General features: G+C 69.9%; 20 protein-coding genes. 3 read left to right on the forward strand and 17 right to left on the reverse strand.

Going from position 1 to position 18,795, the window contains the following annotated elements; all coding sequences use genetic code 11:
• Window positions 1–68: 68 nt before the first annotated feature.
• Window positions 69–350 carry a type II toxin-antitoxin system HicA family toxin gene (locus E6O51_RS08530; protein ID WP_136384550.1) on the reverse strand — a complete coding sequence of 94 codons (282 nt, stop codon included), beginning with the start codon at window positions 348–350 and terminating at the stop codon, window positions 69–71.
• Between the two features lie 185 nt (window positions 351–535).
• On the opposite strand from E6O51_RS08530, the gene E6O51_RS08535 reads away from it, so the two are divergent.
• Entirely contained in the window at window positions 536–1,087 is a 552-nt protein-coding gene (locus E6O51_RS08535) for a hypothetical protein (RefSeq protein WP_136384551.1), read from the forward strand.
• 10 nt (window positions 1,088–1,097) lie between these two features.
• Here E6O51_RS08535 and E6O51_RS08540 read toward each other — a convergent pair whose 3' ends face one another.
• Entirely contained in the window at window positions 1,098–1,463 is a 366-nt protein-coding gene (locus E6O51_RS08540; RefSeq protein ID WP_136384552.1) for a hypothetical protein, read from the reverse strand.
• Between the two features lie 312 nt (window positions 1,464–1,775).
• Between E6O51_RS08540 and E6O51_RS08545 the strand changes: the two genes are divergently transcribed.
• Window positions 1,776–1,991 carry a hypothetical protein gene (locus E6O51_RS08545; protein ID WP_136384553.1) on the forward strand — a complete coding sequence of 72 codons (216 nt, stop codon included), beginning with the start codon at window positions 1,776–1,778 and terminating at the stop codon, window positions 1,989–1,991.
• A gap of 12 nt (window positions 1,992–2,003) precedes the next feature.
• Here the strand turns inward: E6O51_RS08545 and E6O51_RS08550 are convergent, their stop codons facing one another.
• Window positions 2,004–3,935 carry a lytic transglycosylase domain-containing protein gene (locus E6O51_RS08550; protein ID WP_136384554.1) on the reverse strand — a complete coding sequence of 644 codons (1,932 nt, stop codon included), beginning with the start codon at window positions 3,933–3,935 and terminating at the stop codon, window positions 2,004–2,006.
• Window positions 3,936–3,976: 41 nt separating this feature from the next.
• Between E6O51_RS08550 and E6O51_RS08555 the strand changes: the two genes are divergently transcribed.
• Entirely contained in the window at window positions 3,977–4,588 is a 612-nt protein-coding gene (locus tag E6O51_RS08555) for a 5-formyltetrahydrofolate cyclo-ligase (protein ID WP_136384555.1), read from the forward strand.
• A gap of 15 nt (window positions 4,589–4,603) precedes the next feature.
• Here the strand turns inward: E6O51_RS08555 and E6O51_RS08560 are convergent, their stop codons facing one another.
• The 14 genes from E6O51_RS08560 to thiL all read right to left on the reverse strand — a co-directional run bounded on the left by E6O51_RS08560 (window position 4,604) and on the right by thiL (window position 18,792).
• The gene (locus E6O51_RS08560) at window positions 4,604–6,865 is read right to left on the reverse strand and encodes a sensor domain-containing diguanylate cyclase (RefSeq protein WP_136384556.1); all 2,262 of its coding nucleotides are present in this window, start codon (window positions 6,863–6,865) and stop codon (window positions 4,604–4,606) included.
• A 3-nt stretch (window positions 6,866–6,868) separates the two neighbouring features.
• Complete coding sequence (locus E6O51_RS08565; protein WP_136384557.1) at window positions 6,869–7,654, reverse strand: ABC transporter substrate-binding protein; 786 nt, start codon at window positions 7,652–7,654, stop codon at window positions 6,869–6,871.
• 175 nt (window positions 7,655–7,829) lie between these two features.
• Window positions 7,830–9,350, reverse strand: coding sequence for a threonine ammonia-lyase, biosynthetic (gene ilvA / locus E6O51_RS08570; protein ID WP_136384558.1), 1,521 nt, complete (start codon window positions 9,348–9,350; stop codon window positions 7,830–7,832).
• Between the two features lie 81 nt (window positions 9,351–9,431).
• On the reverse strand, window positions 9,432–11,042 hold the full coding sequence (locus E6O51_RS08575) for a GGDEF domain-containing response regulator (protein ID WP_136384559.1): 1,611 nt from the start codon (window positions 11,040–11,042) through the stop codon (window positions 9,432–9,434).
• A gap of 97 nt (window positions 11,043–11,139) precedes the next feature.
• Complete coding sequence (gene hprK, locus E6O51_RS08580; RefSeq protein ID WP_136384560.1) at window positions 11,140–12,081, reverse strand: HPr(Ser) kinase/phosphatase; 942 nt, start codon at window positions 12,079–12,081, stop codon at window positions 11,140–11,142.
• Window positions 12,050–12,535, reverse strand: coding sequence for a PTS IIA-like nitrogen regulatory protein PtsN (ptsN, locus tag E6O51_RS08585; protein ID WP_136384561.1), 486 nt, complete (start codon window positions 12,533–12,535; stop codon window positions 12,050–12,052). Before ptsN ends, hprK begins: the two co-directional genes overlap by 32 nt.
• A 139-nt stretch (window positions 12,536–12,674) precedes the next feature.
• Window positions 12,675–12,998 (reverse strand): ribosome hibernation-promoting factor, HPF/YfiA family, encoded by a 324-nt coding sequence (hpf, locus tag E6O51_RS08590; protein WP_136384562.1) that lies wholly within the window; start codon window positions 12,996–12,998, stop codon window positions 12,675–12,677.
• 15 nt (window positions 12,999–13,013) lie between these two features.
• Window positions 13,014–14,483, reverse strand: a complete 1,470-nt coding sequence (locus tag E6O51_RS08595; protein WP_136384563.1) for an RNA polymerase factor sigma-54 — start codon at window positions 14,481–14,483, stop codon at window positions 13,014–13,016.
• A gap of 18 nt (window positions 14,484–14,501) precedes the next feature.
• Window positions 14,502–15,224: an LPS export ABC transporter ATP-binding protein gene (lptB, locus tag E6O51_RS08600; protein WP_136384564.1), complete on the reverse strand. Its 723-nt coding sequence runs from the start codon at window positions 15,222–15,224 to the stop codon at window positions 14,502–14,504.
• A complete protein-coding gene (gene recX, locus E6O51_RS08605) occupies window positions 15,205–15,657 on the reverse strand; it encodes a recombination regulator RecX (protein ID WP_136384565.1) in 453 nt (150 codons plus the stop codon). The genes lptB and recX overlap by 20 nt, the downstream gene beginning before the upstream one ends.
• Window positions 15,658–15,667: 10 nt before the next feature.
• Window positions 15,668–16,702: a recombinase RecA gene (recA, locus tag E6O51_RS08610; protein WP_136384566.1), complete on the reverse strand. Its 1,035-nt coding sequence runs from the start codon at window positions 16,700–16,702 to the stop codon at window positions 15,668–15,670.
• Between the two features lie 106 nt (window positions 16,703–16,808).
• Window positions 16,809–17,321, reverse strand: coding sequence for a CinA family protein (locus E6O51_RS08615; RefSeq protein ID WP_136384567.1), 513 nt, complete (start codon window positions 17,319–17,321; stop codon window positions 16,809–16,811).
• Between the two features lie 12 nt (window positions 17,322–17,333).
• Window positions 17,334–17,849 carry a phosphatidylglycerophosphatase A family protein gene (locus E6O51_RS08620; protein WP_230976736.1) on the reverse strand — a complete coding sequence of 172 codons (516 nt, stop codon included), beginning with the start codon at window positions 17,847–17,849 and terminating at the stop codon, window positions 17,334–17,336.
• Window positions 17,830–18,792, reverse strand: coding sequence for a thiamine-phosphate kinase (thiL, locus tag E6O51_RS08625; RefSeq protein ID WP_136384568.1), 963 nt, complete (start codon window positions 18,790–18,792; stop codon window positions 17,830–17,832). The genes E6O51_RS08620 and thiL overlap by 20 nt, the downstream gene beginning before the upstream one ends.
• Window positions 18,793–18,795: the final 3 nt, after the last annotated feature.

Below are 18,795 nucleotides of genomic sequence, written 5' to 3' on the forward strand. Positions count from 1 at the left end.
AGCGGGGGATGGAACGCCACCCCCGATTATCGCAAAAGCCCACGACGAAGGAATGCTCCCCGCCGCCTTCAGCCGCGGCTGGCTTCCTCGTAGCGCGACAGGGTGACCCCGGCGTGCGCCAGGTACTCGCGCAGCAGCTTGACGTCCTGCTTCGAGAAGGTGCCGCCGTGATGGGGCTGGTGCAGAAAACCTTCCACGCCGTTCAGCATCACGCGGAAGCGCGCGCCGTGGGAGGGTTCTATCGTCGCGCCCACGTGATGCAGCAGCGACTCGATCTCGCGCCAGTGGATGTTGCCGCTGATCGGATCCTGGAAGATCGCGCGCAGCAGGCTCAGGTGTTTGTGGCTCATCGGGCGACTCCGCGGGTGACGCACTTGCACGATAGACAACGCCGGGCCGCGCGGATATCCCGCCCGCCGGCACGATGGTAACGGTCGGGGAAAAACGTCCCGTGCTCGCCTATCCTTCAAGGACCCGCGTCGGCGTCTGCACGACCCGGTGCGAGGCCCATAAGGAAACCGGAGAGGAGAAGATCATGCATGCGAACAAGGATGCACGCGATTGGGCGGGCGGCACGGACGGCGGGCTGTTCCCGCCCTTCGAGGACGGCGGCGTCCGCGCGCCGTCCTGGGACCGGCAACTGGCCGCGGCGCAGGCGTGGCAGGACGCGGGCGGCAACGGCGGCGGCGAGGCGTGCCAGTGGCGGGCGCAGCGCGCGGCCGGCGCGACTCCTGCGCTGACGATGCGGACCATCGTGCGCCTGAATACGCTCAATCTGGCCCTGCGCGCGCGGCTCACGCGGATTGCCAGCGACATGTCGGACGTGGCCATCGCGGCCATGCAGGCTCATCAGGATGCCAACCCGGACCAGTCCGCTGCCCGTGGGGTCGAAGTGCTCGATCATGCCGGTGCGGCACGTCTGGCGGGCATGGTGCGGGACTGGTACGCCATCCTGGCCAACGCCCAGGCCGACATGAGCGCGCTGACCGGCATCGCGCCGGCCCGCGCGGAGCGCTCCCAGCCGCTGGTGGAGCGGCGCCAGCGTGCGGTGCCCATCGACTTCGCCGAACGGCGCAAGGCGGGTTAGGCGCGGCACGTCACGTGCGCGTAGGGTTGCCGGCTTCCTGCAATGCGCGCGCCACCGAGGTCAGTGCTGTCCGACCGGCCGGTGTGGTGGCGCGGAAGGTGTCAATGAGGATGTCTTCGTCGGCACTGAATGTTGCGGATATGGGGCGGTTGCCTGGGCCGCGGCGGCCCGTCAGTACATAAAGTACGTCGATCCCCGTGCCGTCGAGCCGGGCCAGCAGGTCGATGGGGCAGCGCTGCTTGCCGGCAGCGACGTCTTTCATCCGCTGCGGGGACGCCTCGCCGGCAGCGCGGGCCGCGGCAGCAAGTGTGAGTCCGGCGCGTGCAATTTCTTCGCGTAACCGGAGGTTGATTTGTTCTACCAAATCGGTTGACATGGTAGAAAAATTCCATCAGTATTCATTCGCTGCCCAGTTGTAATCGCTACCACGGGGCATTGCCTTGCGACCGCCTCATCCACGCCGGGTGGGGCCGCCGGTGCCCGTGGATGGCAAGACTTCCTCGTTCGGCCCACATGTGAGGCGAACGTTTCGAGTGGCACGGCCTTGTCCCAAGGCCGTGCGTTCGTCCGCAATTATCCCGTTCTGGTCATGGACAGGGCAATCCGCTGCGCATCCCATTGGACGCCCAATTCTAGTGCAATGTGCCGTCTAAAACTGTGGCATCCCCATACCGAGTGTCCTCGGCAGATGTGCTCGTGCCTGATTGCACTGCCGGGAAACTCGCGTGACCCGCATAACGAGCCGCCCATTCTGACGGCCGATCTTCATGTCTACGATCCGCTCGACGGCCACTTCCGCAACGAGCGAACGCACCGGCAGATCGAGTACCCCGAATTCTGGTGGGCGCGCGAAAGCGACGTGCTGGCCGAACTGGCCGGCGTCGAGGCGGTGGCGGCCGGCTAGCCGGGGCCGCCTTCAACTGCCGCTGTCGGTGCGCGCCGTGACCACGCCCAGGCGCGCCTTCAGCGATTGCGGCCGGCCTTCCAGCAGGGCGGCATAGATCACCGTGTTGGCCATGACCTTCTTGACGTATTCCCGCGTCTCGTCGAAGGGGATCGTTTCCGCATAGACGGCGCCTTCCAGCGGGCGCTCGTCGCGCCAGCGGCGGGCGCGCCCCGGTCCGGCGTTGTAGCCCGCCGAGGCCAGCAGCGGGTGGTTGTCCAGGTCGTCGAGGATGATGCGCATGTAGCTGGTGCCGAGCAGCACGTTGGTGTCCGGGTCGGTGAGCATGCGCTGGTGGTAGTTCGGCAGGCCGATCTTGCGCGCCACCCACTTGCCGGTGGCCGGCAGCACCTGCATCAGCCCCTGGGCGCCGGCACTCGACCGTGCCGGGGCGGTGAAGCGGCTTTCCTGGCGCATCAGGCCGTATACCCAGCTCATGTCCAGGCCCTGGCGGCGCACCTGGGGTTCGATGACCTGGCGGAAGGGGGTGATGAAGCGCAGTTCGAAATGGTCGCCGGCGTTGGCCAGTTCCGCGGTGTTGATGGCGCGGTCGTAGATGTCGTGGCGCAGCGCGAGCTCCGCGGCGGCGACGAGGAAGGCTTCGTCGCGCCCGCGCAGGGCCCAGTTCCATTCCCGCGTCGCGTCCAGGCGCATGTCCAGGCGGTACATCGCCAATGCGCGGCGCAGGGCCGGGTCGGCGGCGGCGCGTGCACGGTCTTCGGCGGCGGGTCCGCCGCCCCGGTTCGGCAGGCTGAAGGTCTGGCCCATTTCGTCGGCGGCGAGCATGCCGTAGAAATGCGGTTCGCCGGCGATGGCCTCGTACAGCAGGCGCGCGGCGGCGGGATTGCCCAGGGCGTCGTGGGCGCGGGCCAGCCAGTAGGTCCATTCCGGCCGCTCCCGTTCGTCCTCGGGCAGAGCCTCGATCGCGCGCCGCACCCGTCCCCAGTCGCCGGCGCGCAGCGCGCTGCGGATGCGCCAGGCGCGCTGTTCGGCCGACAGGGGCACGTCGCCCGCGGCGTCGAACCACTCCACCGCCTGCGGCATCTGCTGGAAGGCGGCGCGCAGCGCCAGCGCGGCGTAGGCGAGCGCGGTCTTGTCGCTGCCCAGCGCGTCGCGCAGGCGCAGCAGGTGCAGGTGGGCTGCCTCCACGTTCTCGCGCGCCAGGCGGACGATGGCGGCCAGCGCCAGCTCGCGCGCACTGCGCCGGGTGAGCTGGGCGGGGGTCAGGCGGGCCAGGTACTGCCCCGGATTGCCGGCCGCGCGGCTGAACTCGGCCACCGACGGCGCCTCGGCGGCCGGCAGCCAGGCCAGCGTGGCGAGCGCCGGGGGGCTGCCGCGGCTTTCGAGCTGGCGCCGGATGCGCCACCAGATCTGGTCGACGGTGGCGCGCCGCTCGATGGCCAGGGTGCGCAGCACCGGTTCGCAGGCGCCATGGCTGTTGATGCGTTCGGTCCACAGCGCGGCGGCTTCCTCGGCCACGCGCGGGTCGCCGTACAGCAGGCGGGCGTGCCAGGCGTGGCAGGCGAGCTCGTCGTCGGGCTGCTCCAAGGTCGGGTACAGGTCCAGGTAGGCGCGCCATTCGCCGTCCTTGGCCAGGCGGCGCAGCCAGTCGCCGCGCAGGCGCTCGGCCACCAGGGTACCGGGATGGGCCTGCAGGAAGGTGGTGAGTTCGGCCACCGGCGGCGGGTCGGGGCGGGCGAGCTTGTTGAACAGCAGCCAGTAGCGCACGTAGCTGTCGAGTTCGTGGGGTTCGCGCTGGGCGGCAAGGCGTTCCAGGGTGTTGCGGTCGCCGGTGCGCAGGGCTTCGCGCGCGGCGAGGATGCGCGCATCCCCGCTCTGCCCGGCCGCCTGTCCGCACACCAGCAGCCAGCCGGCCAGGACGACCCCCCACAACCCCTTCACCATCGCTTACCATCCTTCCCCGAGCTGCGGAACAAATTACCACAATGAACGAGGCCTCCAGCGCTGTTACATCTGCCGTCGCCGCCCGCCGCCAGGCCCTGCGCGAGCAGGCGGTGTTCCGCCGCGAGGCGCTCGCGGACGACGAGCGCGAACGCCTGGAACGGCGCATCGAAACCCATCTCGACACCCTGTGCGCCGATCTGGCGCCGCGCGTGCTGGCGTTCTGCTGGCCGTGGCGGGGGGAAGCCGACCTGCGCCCCTGGGTGGCGCGCTGGCTGGCCGGCGACGCAGGCCGGGTGGCGGCGCTGCCGGTGGTCGTGGAACGCCATCGGCCGCTGGCGTTCCGGCGCTGGGTGCCGGGCATGCAGATGGCGCTGGACCGCCACGGCATCCCGCATCCGGCCGGCGGGCCGGAACTGCGGCCGGACCTGGTGCTGGTGCCCCTCAATGCCTTCGATGCGCAGGGCTACCGGCTGGGCTACGGCGGCGGCTATTTCGACCGCACGCTGGCGCAGATGGACACGGTGGCGGCCGGGGTGGGCTTCGAACTGGGACGGGCGGACAGCGTGTGGCCGCAGGCCCACGACCGGCCGATGGAGTGGCTGGTGACCGAGGCCGGGGTGTTCCGCGCCGGCGGGCGGTCGCGGCGGCCGTAACCCGCGGGAGCGGCGTCAGCGCGCGCAGGCGGTGCGTTCGACGCGGTTGCGGCCGCCCTGCTTGGCGCGGTAGAGCGCCTCGTCGGCGCGGGCGAGCACGGTGTCGGGGGTGGTGTCGGTGGTCTCGAGCTGGGCGATGCCGATGCTGACCGTCACGCGTATGGCCTCGTCGCCGAAGGCGATGCCCTCGGCCGCAAGCCGGCCGCGGACGCGTTCGGCCAGTTCGGCCGCCTGCTCTTCGTCGGTTTCGGGCAGCAGGACGGCAAACTCCTCGCCGCCCAGGCGGCCCAGGGTGTCGGTCTGGCGCAGCGTACGCTGCGCGAGCGTGGTGAAGCTGCGCAGGGTGGCGTCGCCCGCGGCGTGGCCGTGGCGGTCGTTGATCTGCTTGAAGTGGTCCAGGTCCAGCATCAGCAGCGCGGCTTGCTTGCCGTAGCGGCGCACGCGCGCCAGCTCCAGGCTCAGCCGCTCCATGAACACGCGGCGGTTGCTGGCGCCGGTGAGCGGGTCGGTGCTGGCCAGGCGCTGCAGTTCGTGCTCCTGCAGCTTGCGCACGGTGATGTCTTCCTTGACCGCGACGAAATGGCGCAGGCGGCCGTCCCGGTCGCGCACCGGGGTGATGGTGAGGGCCTCGTCGAAGAGCACGCCGTCCTTGCGCCGGTTGACCACCTCGCCGCGCCACACCTCGCCGCGCAGGATGGTGTTCCACATCTCGGCGTAGAACGCCGGGGCGTGCTTGCCCGACTTGACCAGTTCGCTGGGGCGGTGGCCCACGGCTTCTTCCGGTGTGTAGCCGGTCAGCGCGGTGAAGGCCGGGTTGGCCCACTGGATGACGGCCTCGGCGTCGGTGATCACGATGGCGTTGGCGGCGGCGTCGAGGGTGGCGTGCAGCAGGCGGTTGCGTTCTTCGGCGTGGCGGCGGTCGCTGATGTCGAGCTGGAGCACGGCCGCTCCCGGCGGGCCGCCGTGGGCGAAGGGGCGGGCGATGATCTGCACGGCGGCCTGGGTGGCATCGTCGTGCAGGGCGTATTCCCCTTCGAAGGCCTGCCGCTCGCCGTGCAGGATGGCGCGGATGCCGCCGGCGACGGTGTCGTTGCCGGCTTCGGTGCGGAACTGGCGGGCGTAGTCGCGGTAGTGCACCGTGCCGCGTCCGGCGAGGCCCGGGCGGGCCGCGGCGAACTGGCGCCAGGCGTCGTTGGCGAGCACGGCGCGGCCGTCGTGGCCGAACACCAGCACGGCCGCCGGCAGGGCGTCGAGCAGGATGTCCATGCGGTCGAAATCGCGCTCCTGGGCGGCGATGTGCTGGCGCGCGTTGCGCCGCAGCAGCACGTAGCCGGCCAGCACGCCGGCGAAGGCCAGTGCGATCAGCGGCAGCAGGATGAAGAACTGGCGCCGGGTTTCGTGCCGCGCTTCGGCCAGCGCCCGATCCCGGTCCAGGCGCGCGAGCACGCCCAGCGGGAGCACGCGGGCGGTGCGCCAGGTCGTGATCAGCGTCTTGTCCGCGGGGGTTTCGAGGCGGCTGCCGCGTCCGTCGCCGGCCCGCCAGCGCACCGCGATGTCCTCGTCGGCCGCGCGGGTGGCGGCATCTAGGGCGGCCTCGCGGGTGGACAGCAGCAGGGCGCCGTCGGAGCGCAGCACGTCCACCCAGGCGCCCTCTTCGAGGTCGTGGGTGCCGATGCGGTTGAGGAAGTAATCCACGTTGAGCGTGGCCAGCAGGCCCAGCGTGCCGGATTCGCCCTTGCCCAGGCTGCGCACCACCGGCACGAAGGCGAGCGTGGGCGGCGCGGCGCCCGCATCCGCCACCGCCCGGCCGTCGGCGAGATCGCGCCCGGCGTGCAGCCGGCCGATGCGCAGCACGCCGCCCAGGCCGTTGCCGGGCGGCAGGAAGTCGCTGAGCGGCGGTTGCAGGCCCAGGTTGGCGGGGCTGGAGCTGGCGACCACGGTGCCGTGGTCGTCGAGCAGCGACAGGGAGCGCAGGTGGGGGGCATGGCGCAGCGCGTCGCGCAGCAGGGTGTTCCAGGTGGCGGCGCCGTGCCCGGCGTAGCCGGTTTCGAGCAGGCTCTGCAGGGTGAGGCTGACCGTGGTCAGCGTGCGTTCGAGATGGTCCAGCGTGTAATGGGCATCGACTTCGAGCAGGCGCAGGCGGGCGGCCGCGGCTTCCCGTTCCAGGCGGCCGCCGTGGTAATGCAGCGCCGCCCCGGCCGCCGCGATGCAGGCGAGCAGGAAGACGACGAAGGCGAGATCCGCGCAGCGGCTCCAGCGGTAGTGCCGTATCGCCATGCGTCAGTGGTCGACGACGATGGGTTCCAGGCCGTGGCGGCGGGCCGCCTCGGCGAGGCGGCCGTCGCGCTTGATCGCGCCGACGAAATCCTCCAGGCGCTGGTGCCAGACTTCGTCACCGGGGGCGAGGGCCCAGGCGTAGGGCGTGACGTGGTAGGTGGCGGTGGGCGATACCAGGCGCGCCCAGTCGGCGCCGTCGAGCATGCGCCGGCTGTAGGGGTAGTCGGTCATGAACACGTCGGCACGGCCGGATTCGACTTCCTGCTCGCGTGCGTGGGGGGTGTCGAGCACCGCCAGTTGCGCGTGGCGCAGCATGTCACGCATCACCGGCTCGTGCAGCGTGCCCTTGGCCACCGCCACCACCACGCCGGGCCGGTCGATGTCGTCCCAACTGCGGATGCGGCGGTTGCTGCGGGTGGTGATGGCGTAGATGTCGCTGGCCAGATGGGGCGAGGTGAAGCGCAGCCTTTCCTGGCGCTGGGGGGTGATGCCGATGGCGAACATGGCGACGTCGCAGCGCCCGCCCAGCACGTCGTCGAAGAGGCGCGAGAAGGCGCTGTCCACGAACTCGACCGCCACGCCGAGCTCCTTGCCCAGCTCGCGGGCGAGATCCACGTCGATGCCGATCAACTCGCCGCCCTGTGGGTTGCGCCAGGAGACGCCGTAGTAGTCGGGCCACACGCACACGCGCAGGGTGCCGCTGGTCTGGATGCGGTCGAGGCGGCCGTCGGCGGCTGCGGGCGCGCAGGCCAGCACGGCGGCCAGGGCAGCGGCGAAGCGGAGGCGCATGGCGGACTCGGTCTCGAGTAATAACGGGCCGAAGCATCCCGTGTCCGGTTCGAGTGCGCATTGACGCCGCTCAACCCGCACTACGGGTGAGCGGGGGAATCCGGCTTTCTAATCCAAAAGACCTATATTTTCAACGGCCTCGCTACCCGGTCCGGGCAGTCCGCCGCGCCGCCGTTCAGCCGAGGAACATCCGGTAGGCAGGGTTGCCGGTTTCTTCCACGTAGGCGTAGCCCAGGCGGTCGAGGAATTCCTGGAAGCCGGCGCGGTCGCCCGGCGCCACCTGCATGCCGACCAGCACGCGGCCGAAGTCGGCGCCGTGGTTGCGGTAGTGGAACAGGCTGATGTTCCAGTCCGAATGCAGGTTGGAGAGGAAGTTCATCAGCGCGCCGGGGCGCTCGGGGAAGGTGAAGCGGTAGATCAGCTCGTTGTCCACCTGCGGTGCGCGCCCGCCCACCATGTAGCGCACGTGGGTCTTGGCCATCTCGTCGTCGGTGAGGTCCACGGCGGGCAGTTCGTGGCGGGCCAGCATCTCCGTGAGGCGGCCGGCTTCGGCGCGGTTGTGCACGGTGACGCCGACGAAGATGTGGGCGGTCGCCGCGTCCGCGTAGCGGTAGTTGAATTCGGTGATGTTGCGGCTGCCCAGGACGCCGATGAACTTGCGGAAGGAGCCGGGCTTCTCCGGGATGCTGACCGCGAGCACGGCTTCGCGCTGCTCGCCCAGTTCGGCGCGTTCGGCGACGAAGCGCAGGCGGTCGAAGTTCATGTTGGCGCCCGAGGCCACCGCCACCAGGCTCTTGTCGCGCAGCTTGTAGCGCTTGGCGTATTCCTTGGCGCCGGCGATAGCGAGCGCGCCCGAGGGTTCGAGGATGGAGCGGGTGTCCTCGAACACGTCCTTGATGGCCGCGCAGATGGCGTCGTTGTCCACCAGGATCATCTCGTCCACGTACTGCCGGCACAGGCGGAAGGTTTCCGCGCCCACCTGCTTGACCGCGGTGCCGTCGGCGAAGAGGCCCACCTGGTCGAGGGCCACGCGCTCGCCGGTGGCCAGCGAACGGGTCATGGCGTCCGCGTCCACGGTCTCGACGCCGATGATCTTCGTTTCCGGGCGCAGGCGCTTGACGTAGGCCGCCACGCCGGCGATCAGCCCGCCGCCGCCGACCGCACAGAAGATGGCGTGGATGGGCTTCGGATGCGCGCGCAGGATCTCCATGCCGATGGTGCCCTGGCCGGCGATCACGTCCGGGTCGTCGTAAGGGTGCACGAAGGTGAGCTTCTCCGCCTTCTCCAGCTCCAGCGCGTGGGTGTAGGCGTCGGAATAGGAGTCGCCCGCCAGCACCACCTCGCCGCCGCGCGCGGCCACCGCATCCACCTTGATCTGGGGCGTGGAGGTGGGCATCACGATCACCGCGCGCACCCCCAGTTTCTGCGCCGACAGCGCCACGCCCTGGGCGTGGTTGCCGGCCGACGCACAGATCACCCCGCGCTTGAGCGCCTGGGCCGAGAGCTGCGCCATCTTGTTGTACGCGCCGCGCAGCTTGAAGCTGAACACGGGCTGCATGTCCTCGCGCTTGAAGTGGATGCGGTTGTGCAGGCGGGCGGAAAGGTTGGCGGCGAGGTCGAGCGGCGTCTCGTGGGCCACGTCGTACACCTGGGCGTTGAGGATGCGTTCCAGGTAGTCCGGGCTGGCGGCGGTCATGGCGAAGGTGTCCCGTGCGGGCGGCGAAAGACGAAGAGGGTAGCAGTCCGTGCCGCAGTGCCGCAAGCGGAAGGGGTAGGCTCAGGCCGGTGCGGTCTCCACCCGGTTGCGTCCGCCGCGTTTGGCTTCCAGCAGGGCGTTGTCGGCCGCCTCGGTGAGGGCGGCCGCCGTGTCGAGTTCCGGGTACGCTGCCACGCCGGCGCTGAAGGTGGCGTACAGCGTGCCGCCCGGGTGGGCGTGGGGCAGCGCGGCGAAATCGGCCCGGATGCGGTCGAGCACGGTCTGCGCCAGCGCGGCGTCGGTGCCAGGCAGGGCGATGAGGAATTCCTCGCCGCCGTAGCGCCCGATCAGGTCGCTTTCGCGCAGGCGGGCCTTGAGCAGCCAGGCGAGGCCGCGGATCACCAGGTCGCCTACCGGGTGGCCGTAGGTGTCGTTGACGGCCTTGAAGTTGTCGATGTCTATCATCGCCACGGCGAAACGGCCGCCGTCGGCCGCCGCGTCGTCGGCCATGGCCTTCAGGCGCGCCTTGGCGGCCGCGTGGTTGAAGAGGCCGGTGAGGCCGTCGATGCAGGTCGAGCGCTGCAGATCGCGGAAGCGGGCGATCTTGGTCTTGACCACCGCGGCCAGCAGCACCGGGTTGAAGGGCTTGATCAGGAACTGGTCGCCGCCCAGGCGCAGCGCCTCGACCTGCATGCCGATGTTCGATTCACCGGACAGGTAGACGATGGGCAGGGTGTGGTAGGCCGGTATCTGGCGCAGCACGCGGGTGGCCTCCACGCCGTTGAAGCGCGGCATGTGCATGTCCATCAGGATCAGGTCGGGGCGGTAGGTCCGCAGCGCGTCGAGCAGTTCGCCCGGGTCGCCGATGGCCAGGCTGTCGATGCCGTGTTCGCCCAGCGTGCGGCAGATCACCAGGGCGGCGACGCGCGAATCCTCCACCACCAGCACGCGATACTTGTCCTGTTCCTCGGTATGGAGCAGGTCGAGCAGGCGGTTGATGACCATGGACGGCTGTTCGTCCGCGGGCAGCGCCGCGTCGATGCCCGCGCGCATCAGCGTGACGATGGGCTCCACCGCCGGGGCCGCGCCGAGGCAGAACAACTGGCTGGCCGGGCAGGCCTTGCGGCAGGCCTCGATGTAGTGCAGTTCGTCGGCCTGCGCCTCGATGCCGGCCGGGATGAACAGCATGGCGAACGGGGCCTCGTCCGGCGTGATCCCGGCGCACCAGTCCACGCGCCGCGCCTTGAAGCCGAAGTATTGCAACTGGGACTGCAGCCCGTCGGCCACCTCGCCGCGGCCCTCCGCCACGACGATCCACACGTTGCGCGGCTTGACCCAGTCGAGTTCGCGCGCCGGCGCCCGTTCTCCGGTGCGCCGCACCGGCGCGACGGTCTGCGAGGTGGCCACCGAACCGAACAGCGCGTCGATCTGGCGCTGCAGGGCGATCCGTTCCTGGGCCTCCATGGGGTGCGACGAGGCATCGCCGATGCGCGCCAGCACGGCATTCTCCAGCCCCTGGCACAGGCGGACCAGGCCGGGCAGGCGCAGACGGTTGAAGTGCTCGACGAGGCTATTGACCGCGACGGCGAACTCGATGAACTGTTCGAGCTGCCCGCCGGCCATGTACTGCGCCCAGCGGGCATGCAGCACTTGGAGGCGGTCGTCCAGGGGAGAGGGTTGCGCGGAGGTCATCGGGCGGTGGATTCCGAGGTTGCCCGTAATTATGTGGCATCGGTGCGGCGTGCACAATCGTGCGGCGCAGCGAAGGCAGCCGGATGGCGGACGGGTTTCACGTGGGCGGGTCGCCGTCGTTCAGCGCCCGGCTCTGGCGGTCGATGAATTCCTGCGTGGAGTCGATGCCGCGCAACTGCAGGATGGTGCTGCGCACCGCGGCTTCCAGCAGCACCGCCAGGTTGCGCCCCGCCGCCACCGGCAGGATCACGCGCGGCACCTGTACGCCGAGGATGTTCTGCACCTCCTGCTGCAGCGGCAGGCGGGAGGGATCGTCCACGCCGGGCAGGCGGCGTTCCAGGTGGCACACCAGGCGCAGGCGCATCTTCCGCCGGCAGGCGGTCTCGCCGAAGATGGTGCGGATGTTGATGATGCCCAGCCCGCGCACCTCGATGAAGTCCTGCAGCAGTTCCGGGCAGCGCCCTTCCAGCACGGTGGGGGTGACGCGGGCGAATTCGACCACGTCGTCGGCCACCAGGCCGTGGCCGCGGGAGATCAGTTCCAGCGCCAGTTCCGACTTGCCCACGCCGGAGGTGCCGGTGATGAACACGCCGATGCCGAGCACGTCCATGAACACGCCGTGCAGCGAGATGCGCTCGGCCAGCCGGCGGGCGAGGTGCTGGCGCAACTGGTCCACGACGCCGGCGGAGGGCTGCGGCGTGGTGAACAGTGCCACGCCCTGGTTCTCGCACAGGCCGTGGAGCAGGCCGGGGACTTCCGCGCCGTCCGCGACCACGATGGCCGGGGGGTGGGCGGCGAGGATCTCGTTGAGGTGGTGGGCGATCTTGTCGCGGGACTGGCGGCGCGCCCAGGCGAGTTCGGCGGCGCCGAGGATCTGCAGGCGCTGCGGGTGGATCAGGTTGAGGTGGCCGACCAGGTCGGCCGGCCAGATGCGCTCCTCGGCCACCGCGATGGCGGTGTCCAGCCGGCCGCAGACGTGGGTCAGTTCGAGCCGCTGACGCAGCGACTCATAGAGCAGCGCGACGCTCGTCTGCCGCATGGGGGCCCCAGTTGGCGAACAGGGCGTGGATGGAGGCGGCGTCGGGCGCGTTCTGCAGCTCTTCGCGGAAGCCGCGGTCGCTGAACATCTGCGCCAGTTCGGAGAGCAGTTGCAGATGGGTTTCGTTGGCCTGTTCGGGCACCAGCAGGATGAACAGCAGGCTCACCGGGCGGCCGTCCGGGGCGTCGAACTGCACCGGAGTGGCCAGGCGGAAGAAGGCGCCGGCGGCATCCTGCAGACCCTTGATGCGGCCGTGCGGGATGGCGATGCCCTGTCCCAGTCCGGTGGAACCCAGGCGCTCGCGCGAGAACAGGCTGTCGAACACCACGCTGCGCGCGATGCCCTGATGGTTCTCGAACAACAGGCCGGCCTGCTCGAACACGCGCTTCTTGCTGCTCGCGTCGAGGTCCACGACCACGTTGGAGAGGGGGAGGAGTTGGGAGATGAGGCTCATTCGGTCAGGCCGCGCGCGGTGCCGGACTGCAGGGCGCCGCGCGGGCTGGGGAAGGGCTTTCGGGTGCCGGTTGCCGACACGGCTCTGAAAAACGCGCGAATTATACCCACACCCTAGCCCGAAAGAAGTAGCTACTGGATCACAGCTCGCTGTTCTGATGCTTGATCGCGTCGTGATTGTGGTCCTGCACCTTCTGCTTGTGCTTCTGCACCTGGCGGTCGAGCTTGTCGGTCATGGCGTCGATTGCCGCATACAGGTCGCCATCGTGGGCCTCGACGAAGATGTCCTTGCCGCGGGTGTGCAGCGTGACTTCCGCTTTCTGGTCCAGCTTCTCCACCGAGAGGATCACGCCGACGCTGGTGACGTTGTCGAAATGGCGAATGACGCGGTCCAGCTTCGAGGTCACGTAGTCGCGGATGGCCGGGGTGACTTCGACGTGATGCCCGGTGATGGTGAGATTCATGATGACTCCTCTTTTTCAGATCGTTTTGCGCATACTGACCGGCGGGATATTGAGCGATTCGCGGTATTTGGCGATGGTGCGCCGCGCGACGACGATACCCTGCTGGCCCAACAGATCGGCAATCCTGGCGTCGGACAGGGGTTTCTTCCTGTCTTCGGCATCCACCAACTGGCGAATCAGCGCGCGAATCGCAGTGGAGGATGCCGCCCCGCCGGTGTCGGTGGCGACGTGACTGCCGAAGAAATACTTGAGCTCGAACACCCCCCTGGGCGTGGCCATGAACTTCTGCGTGGTGACGCGGGAGACGGTGGATTCGTGCAGTTCCAGCTGATCCGCGATCTCGCGCAGCGTGAGCGGACGCATCGCCACCTCCCCATGATCGAAGAACTGCCGCTGCTGGTCAACGATGGCCTGGGACACCCGCAGGATGGTGTCGAAGCGCTGCTGCACGTTCTTGATCAGCCAGCGCGCCTCCTGCAACTGGCCCGTCAGGCCGCCGCCGTTGCCGCGGTTCTGCTGCAGGATCTGGGCGTACAGCGCGTTGATGCGCAGGCGGGGCATGGCCTCGGGGTTGAGGCTCACCATCCATTGCCCGCGCAGCTTGCGCACCACCACGTCGGGGATCACGTAGCGCGTTTCCTGGGCGGCGTAGCGCGAGCCCGGGTGCGGGTCGAGGCGGCAGATCAGCGTGTGGGCGGCGCGCAGCGCGTCGTCGTCACAGCCGAGCAGGCGCTTGAGCTTGACGAAATTGCGCTCGGCCAGCAATTCCAGGTGGCGGTCCACGATCTGCAGCGCCAGGTCGCGGGTAGCGTCCCCGGGCATGGCGCGCAGTTGCAGGCCCAGGCATTCCTGCGGGGTGCGCGCGCCGACGCCGGCGGGCTCCAGGTTCTGCACGTGGCGCAGCGCGATGGTGAGGTCGTCCAGGTCCAGGTCGAGCTCTTCGGGCAGCAGGGGCAGCAGTTCTTCCAGGGTCTGGTTGAGGTAGCCGTCGTCGTCGAGGGCCTCGATGATGAAGCGCACCAGCGCGCGGTCGCGGTCGGACAGCGGGGACAGCGCCACCTGCTGGTCCAGGTGGTCGCGCAGCGAGGTCTCGGCGGCCTGGAATTCCTGGAAATCCACGTCGTCGTCCTCGTCGCGGCGGGCGCTGCCGCTGCCCGCGGCACTGAGCCATTCGCCGGCCTCGTCGTAGCTCGCCGCATCCGCGTCGGGCGCTTCTTCGCGCGTGCCCTCGTGTGCCCCTTCGCCGCTTTCGGCGGAGGCGGCCGTCTCGTTCGCGCCGCTGACCGGCCCGGCGGCAGCGGCCTGCGCGGCACCGAACTCGCTGCCGTCGCCGTCCTCGCGCTCCAGCATCGGGTTCTCCAGCAGGAAGCGCTCGATCTCCTGGTTCAGCTCGATGGTCGACAACTGCAGCAGCCGGATCGACTGCTGCAACTGGGGGGTCAGCGTGAGGTGCTGGGAGAGCTTGAGCTGGAGGGTCGGTTTCATGCTGGCAGTCTCGAACGCTCAGAGGCGGAAGTGCTCGCCCAGGTAGACCTGGCGCACGCGCTCGTTGCGGACGATCTCGTCGGGCTCGCCGCTGGCGAGCACGCGGCCCTCGCTGATGATGTAGGCGCGGTCGCAGATGCCCAGGGTTTCGCGCACGTTGTGGTCGGTGATCAGCACGCCGATGCCGCGCTCCTTGAGATAACGGATGATCTTCTGGATGTCGAGCACGGCGATGGGGTCCACGCCGGCGAAGGGTTCGTCGAGCAGGATCAGGCGCGGGGCGGTGGCGAGCGCGCGGGCGATCTCGCAGCGCCGGCGCTCGCCGCCCGAGAGCGAGATCGCCATGCTGTCGCGCAGGTGGGCGATGCCCAGCTCTTCCAGCAACTCCTCCAGGCGGAGCGCGATCTCGTCCTCGTCGAGTTTCTGCAGTTCCAGCACCGCGCGGATGTTCTCCTCCACGGTGAGCTTGCGGAACACGCTCATTTCCTGCGGCAGGTAGGACAGCCCCAGGCGCGCACGGGAGTGGATGGGCAGATGGGTCAGGCGGGCGTCGTCGAGGGTGATTTCGCCGCCGTCGGCGCGCACCAGGCCGACGATCATGTAGAAACAGGTGGTCTTGCCCGCGCCGTTGGGCCCCAGCAGGCCGACCACCTCGCCGCTGCCGACGGCGAAGCCGACGTCGTGCACGACGGTGCGCGCCTTGTAGCGTTTCTGCAGCCCTTCAACCTTCAGCAGACTCATCCGGGGTCTCTTTCAACAGCTTGCAGATCACCGCGGCGGCAAAGCCGCGCCCTTGCAGGAAGCGCGCCTGGCGGGCCCATTCGCGCGCGTCCTGCGGCGCGCAGCCGAACTTCGCGGTCCATACCTGGCGCGCCCGCTCCAGGTCGTCGTCCCGGGCCTCGTGCGCCAGCGCCGCCTCGATCAGCTCGGCGGCCACGCCGCGGCTCGTCAGGTCGTGGCGCAGGCGGGCGGCGCCGAAGCGCGCGGCCTTGTTGCGCACCCAGCTTTCCGCGAAACGGGCATCGGACTGCAGCTCCACCTCGGCCAGTCGGTCGAGCACGGCGGCGATCTCCCCGGCGTCGCCGTGGCCGGCGAGCTTCCTCGCCAGCTCGGCGCGGGAGTGCTCGCGCTGGGCCAGGTAGCGCAAGGCGCGCTCGCGCAGGCCCGCCGCCATGATCCCCGACTCAGGCCTCGGCCGCGGCCGGTTCGGCGCCCAGCGCGGGCAGTTCCTTCAGGCCCAGCGCCACGCGCACCTTGTTTTCGATCTCGCGGGCGAGCGCCGGGTTGGCGCGCAGGAACTCGCGCGCGTTGTCCTTGCCCTGGCCGATCTTGTCGCCGCCGTAGGCGTACCAAGCGCCGGACTTGTCCACGATCTTGTTGTCCACGCCCAGGTCGATGATCTCGCCTTCCCGCGACACGCCCTCGCCGTAGAGGATGTCGAAGTGGGCTTCCCGGAACGGCGGCGCGACCTTGTTCTTGACCACCTTGACCTTGGTTTCGGAGCCGATCACCTCGTCGCCCTTCTTGATCGTGCCGGTGCGGCGGATGTCCAGGCGCACGCTGGCGTAGAACTTGAGCGCGTTGCCGCCGGTGGTGGTTTCGGGGTTGCCGAACATCACGCCGATCTTCATGCGGATCTGGTTGATGAAGATCACCAGGGTGTTGGTGCGCTTGATGTTGGCGGTGAGCTTGCGCAGCGCCTGGCTCATCAGGCGGGCCTGCAGGCCGGGGAGCTGGTCGCCCATCTCGCCTTCGATTTCCGCCTTGGGGGTCAGCGCGGCGACCGAGTCGATGACCACGATGTCCACGCCGCCGGAGCGCACCAGCATGTCGGCGATCTCCAGCGCCTGCTCGCCGGTGTCCGGCTGGGAGATCAGCAGGTCGGAGATGTTCACGCCCAGCTTCTCGGCGTAGCCCACGTCCAGCGCGTGCTCGGCATCGACGAAGGCCGCGGTGCCGCCCAGCTTCTGCATTTCGGCGATGACCTGCAGCGTCAGCGTGGTCTTGCCGGAGGATTCCGGGCCGTAGACCTCGACCACCCGGCCGCGCGGCAGGCCGCCCAGGCCCAGCGCGATGTCCAGCCCGAGGGAGCCGGTGGAGACGGTCTGAATGTCCTTTTCGACGTTGCCGTCGCCCATGCGCATGATCGAGCCCTTGCCGAACTGTTTTTCGATCTGCGAGAGCGCGGCAGCCAGGGCCTTGGCCTTGTTGTCGTCCATGAGATGTATTCCTGAGTGGTTGGCGGATTATGGCACAGAGTTTGCAGGAATGTGCCCGCCGCGCTGAGGCAGGCACGCCTGCCGGCAGTCTAGTGGCTGTATGGATTTACAGCAACTGCGGCGGGTCGCCGCGGCCGCATGCCAGTGCAATGACCCCCGCCAGGGCGCAGATCACGGTCTGGCGCCGCACTGCCTCCCGGTCGCCGGCGAAGTGGCGGGTTTCGACGCGGGGTGGCTCGCCGCACACGCCCCAGGCCAGGCACACGGTGCCCACCGGTTTGTCCGGCGTGCCGCCGGACGGGCCGGCGATGCCGGACACCGCCACCGCCACGTCGGCGCGGCTGTGCGCCAGCGCGCCCACCGCCATTTCGCGCACGATGGGCTCGCTGACCGCGCCGTGGGCGGCGAGCAGGATGGGGGAGACTTCCAGCATCTCGCACTTGGCCTCGTTGGAATAGGTGACGAAACCGCGGTCGAACCATTCCGAGCTGCCCGCGGTGGCCGTGACGGCCTCGGCGATCCAGCCCCCGGTGCAGGATTCGGCGCTCGCCAGCTTCCAGCCGCGGGAGCGCAGCGCCTCGCCCACTTCCCGCGACAGCGCGGCGAGTTCAGCGTCCATGGGCGGCATCCATCAGGCCACCAGGTCGATGGCGCGGCTCAGCACGGCCAGCACCAGCAGGGTGTAGCCGGCGGCGATGAGGTCGTCGAACATCACCCCGAAGCCGCCCTTGAGCTTCTGGTCCGCGAACCGGATGGGCTGCGGCTTGACGATGTCGAAGAAGCGGAAGATCACCACCGCGGCGAGCTGCCACAGCAGCGACACGGGGGTGAACAGCAGCACCAGCCAGATCGCCACCATCTCGTCCCAGACGATGGCGCCGTGGTCCGGCACGCCCAGGGCGCGCCCGGTGCGGTCGGCGGCGATCACGCCGGCGACGAACAGGCTGGCGAGAAAGGCGAGGAACACGCCTTCCGTCACTGGCGTGCGCAGCAGCGGGTAGAGCAGCCAGCCGACCAGGGTGCCTACCGTGCCGGGCGCCCTGGGCGACAGGCCGGCGCCGAAGCCGAGGGAAATGAAGTGCGCCGGATGGCTGAACAGGAAGCGGGCATTCGGGGTCGAGGGCATCTCAGCGGGCGAAATGGTCATAGCCGGTCATCGTGGGCGGCTGCAGGCTGCCGTCGGCCTCGCGCAGCAGCAGTTCGCCCGGTCGGTCGGTGAGTCGTCCGATGCAGTGTAACGGCAGATTGCAGTGCGCCGCCATGGCCGCGACCAACCCGTGCCGCGCGGGCGGCGCGGCGAACAGCAGTTCGTAGTCGTCGCCGCCGGCGAGCACGGCGCGCAGCGCTTCGTCATGCGGTGCACCATCGGCCAGCAGGGGTGCCAGCGGCAGCGCGGGAAGATCGATGATCGCACCGCAGCAGGAGCGCTCCAGGATGTGGCCGAGGTCGCCGGCCAGACCATCGGAGACGTCGAGCATGGCCGTGGCCAGCCCGCGCAGCGCGAGCCCGAGCGCGACCCGCGGCTGCGGGCGGTGCAGCGCTTCGAGGCAGTGCGCGCGCCCGTCCGCCGACAGCGCCAGCCCGTCGCGCAGGGCGGCCAAGCCCAGGGCCGCGCGGCCGGGCCGGCCGGAAATCCATACCTCGTCGCCCGGCCGCCCGCCGCCGCGGGTGACGGCCTGCCCGGCCGGCACTTCGCCGGCCACGGTCACGCACAGGTTGAGCGGCCCGCGCGTGGTGTCGCCGCCGGCCAGATCCACGCCGAAGGCTTGCGCACAGGCGAATAGGCCGTCCGCGAAGGCGGCCAGCCAGGCGTCGTCGGCCGCCGGCAGGGCCAGCGCCAGGAAGGCCCAGCGCGGCTCGGCGCCCATGGCGGCGAGGTCGGAGAGGTTGACCGCCAGCGCCTTCCAGCCCAGGTCGGCGGGATCGGTGTCGGGAAAGAAATGGGTGCCAGCCACCAGCATGTCGGTGGACACCGCCAACTGCATGCCGGGGCGCGGCATCAGCAGCGCGGCGTCGTCGCCCACCGCCAGCGCGGTGTGCGCGGCCGGGCGGGTGAAGTGGCGGCGGATCAGGTCGAATTCACCGGGCATGGA

The organism is Pseudothauera rhizosphaerae (assembly GCF_004801305.1).
GTDB classification, from domain to species: domain Bacteria; phylum Pseudomonadota; class Gammaproteobacteria; order Burkholderiales; family Rhodocyclaceae; genus Pseudothauera; species Pseudothauera rhizosphaerae.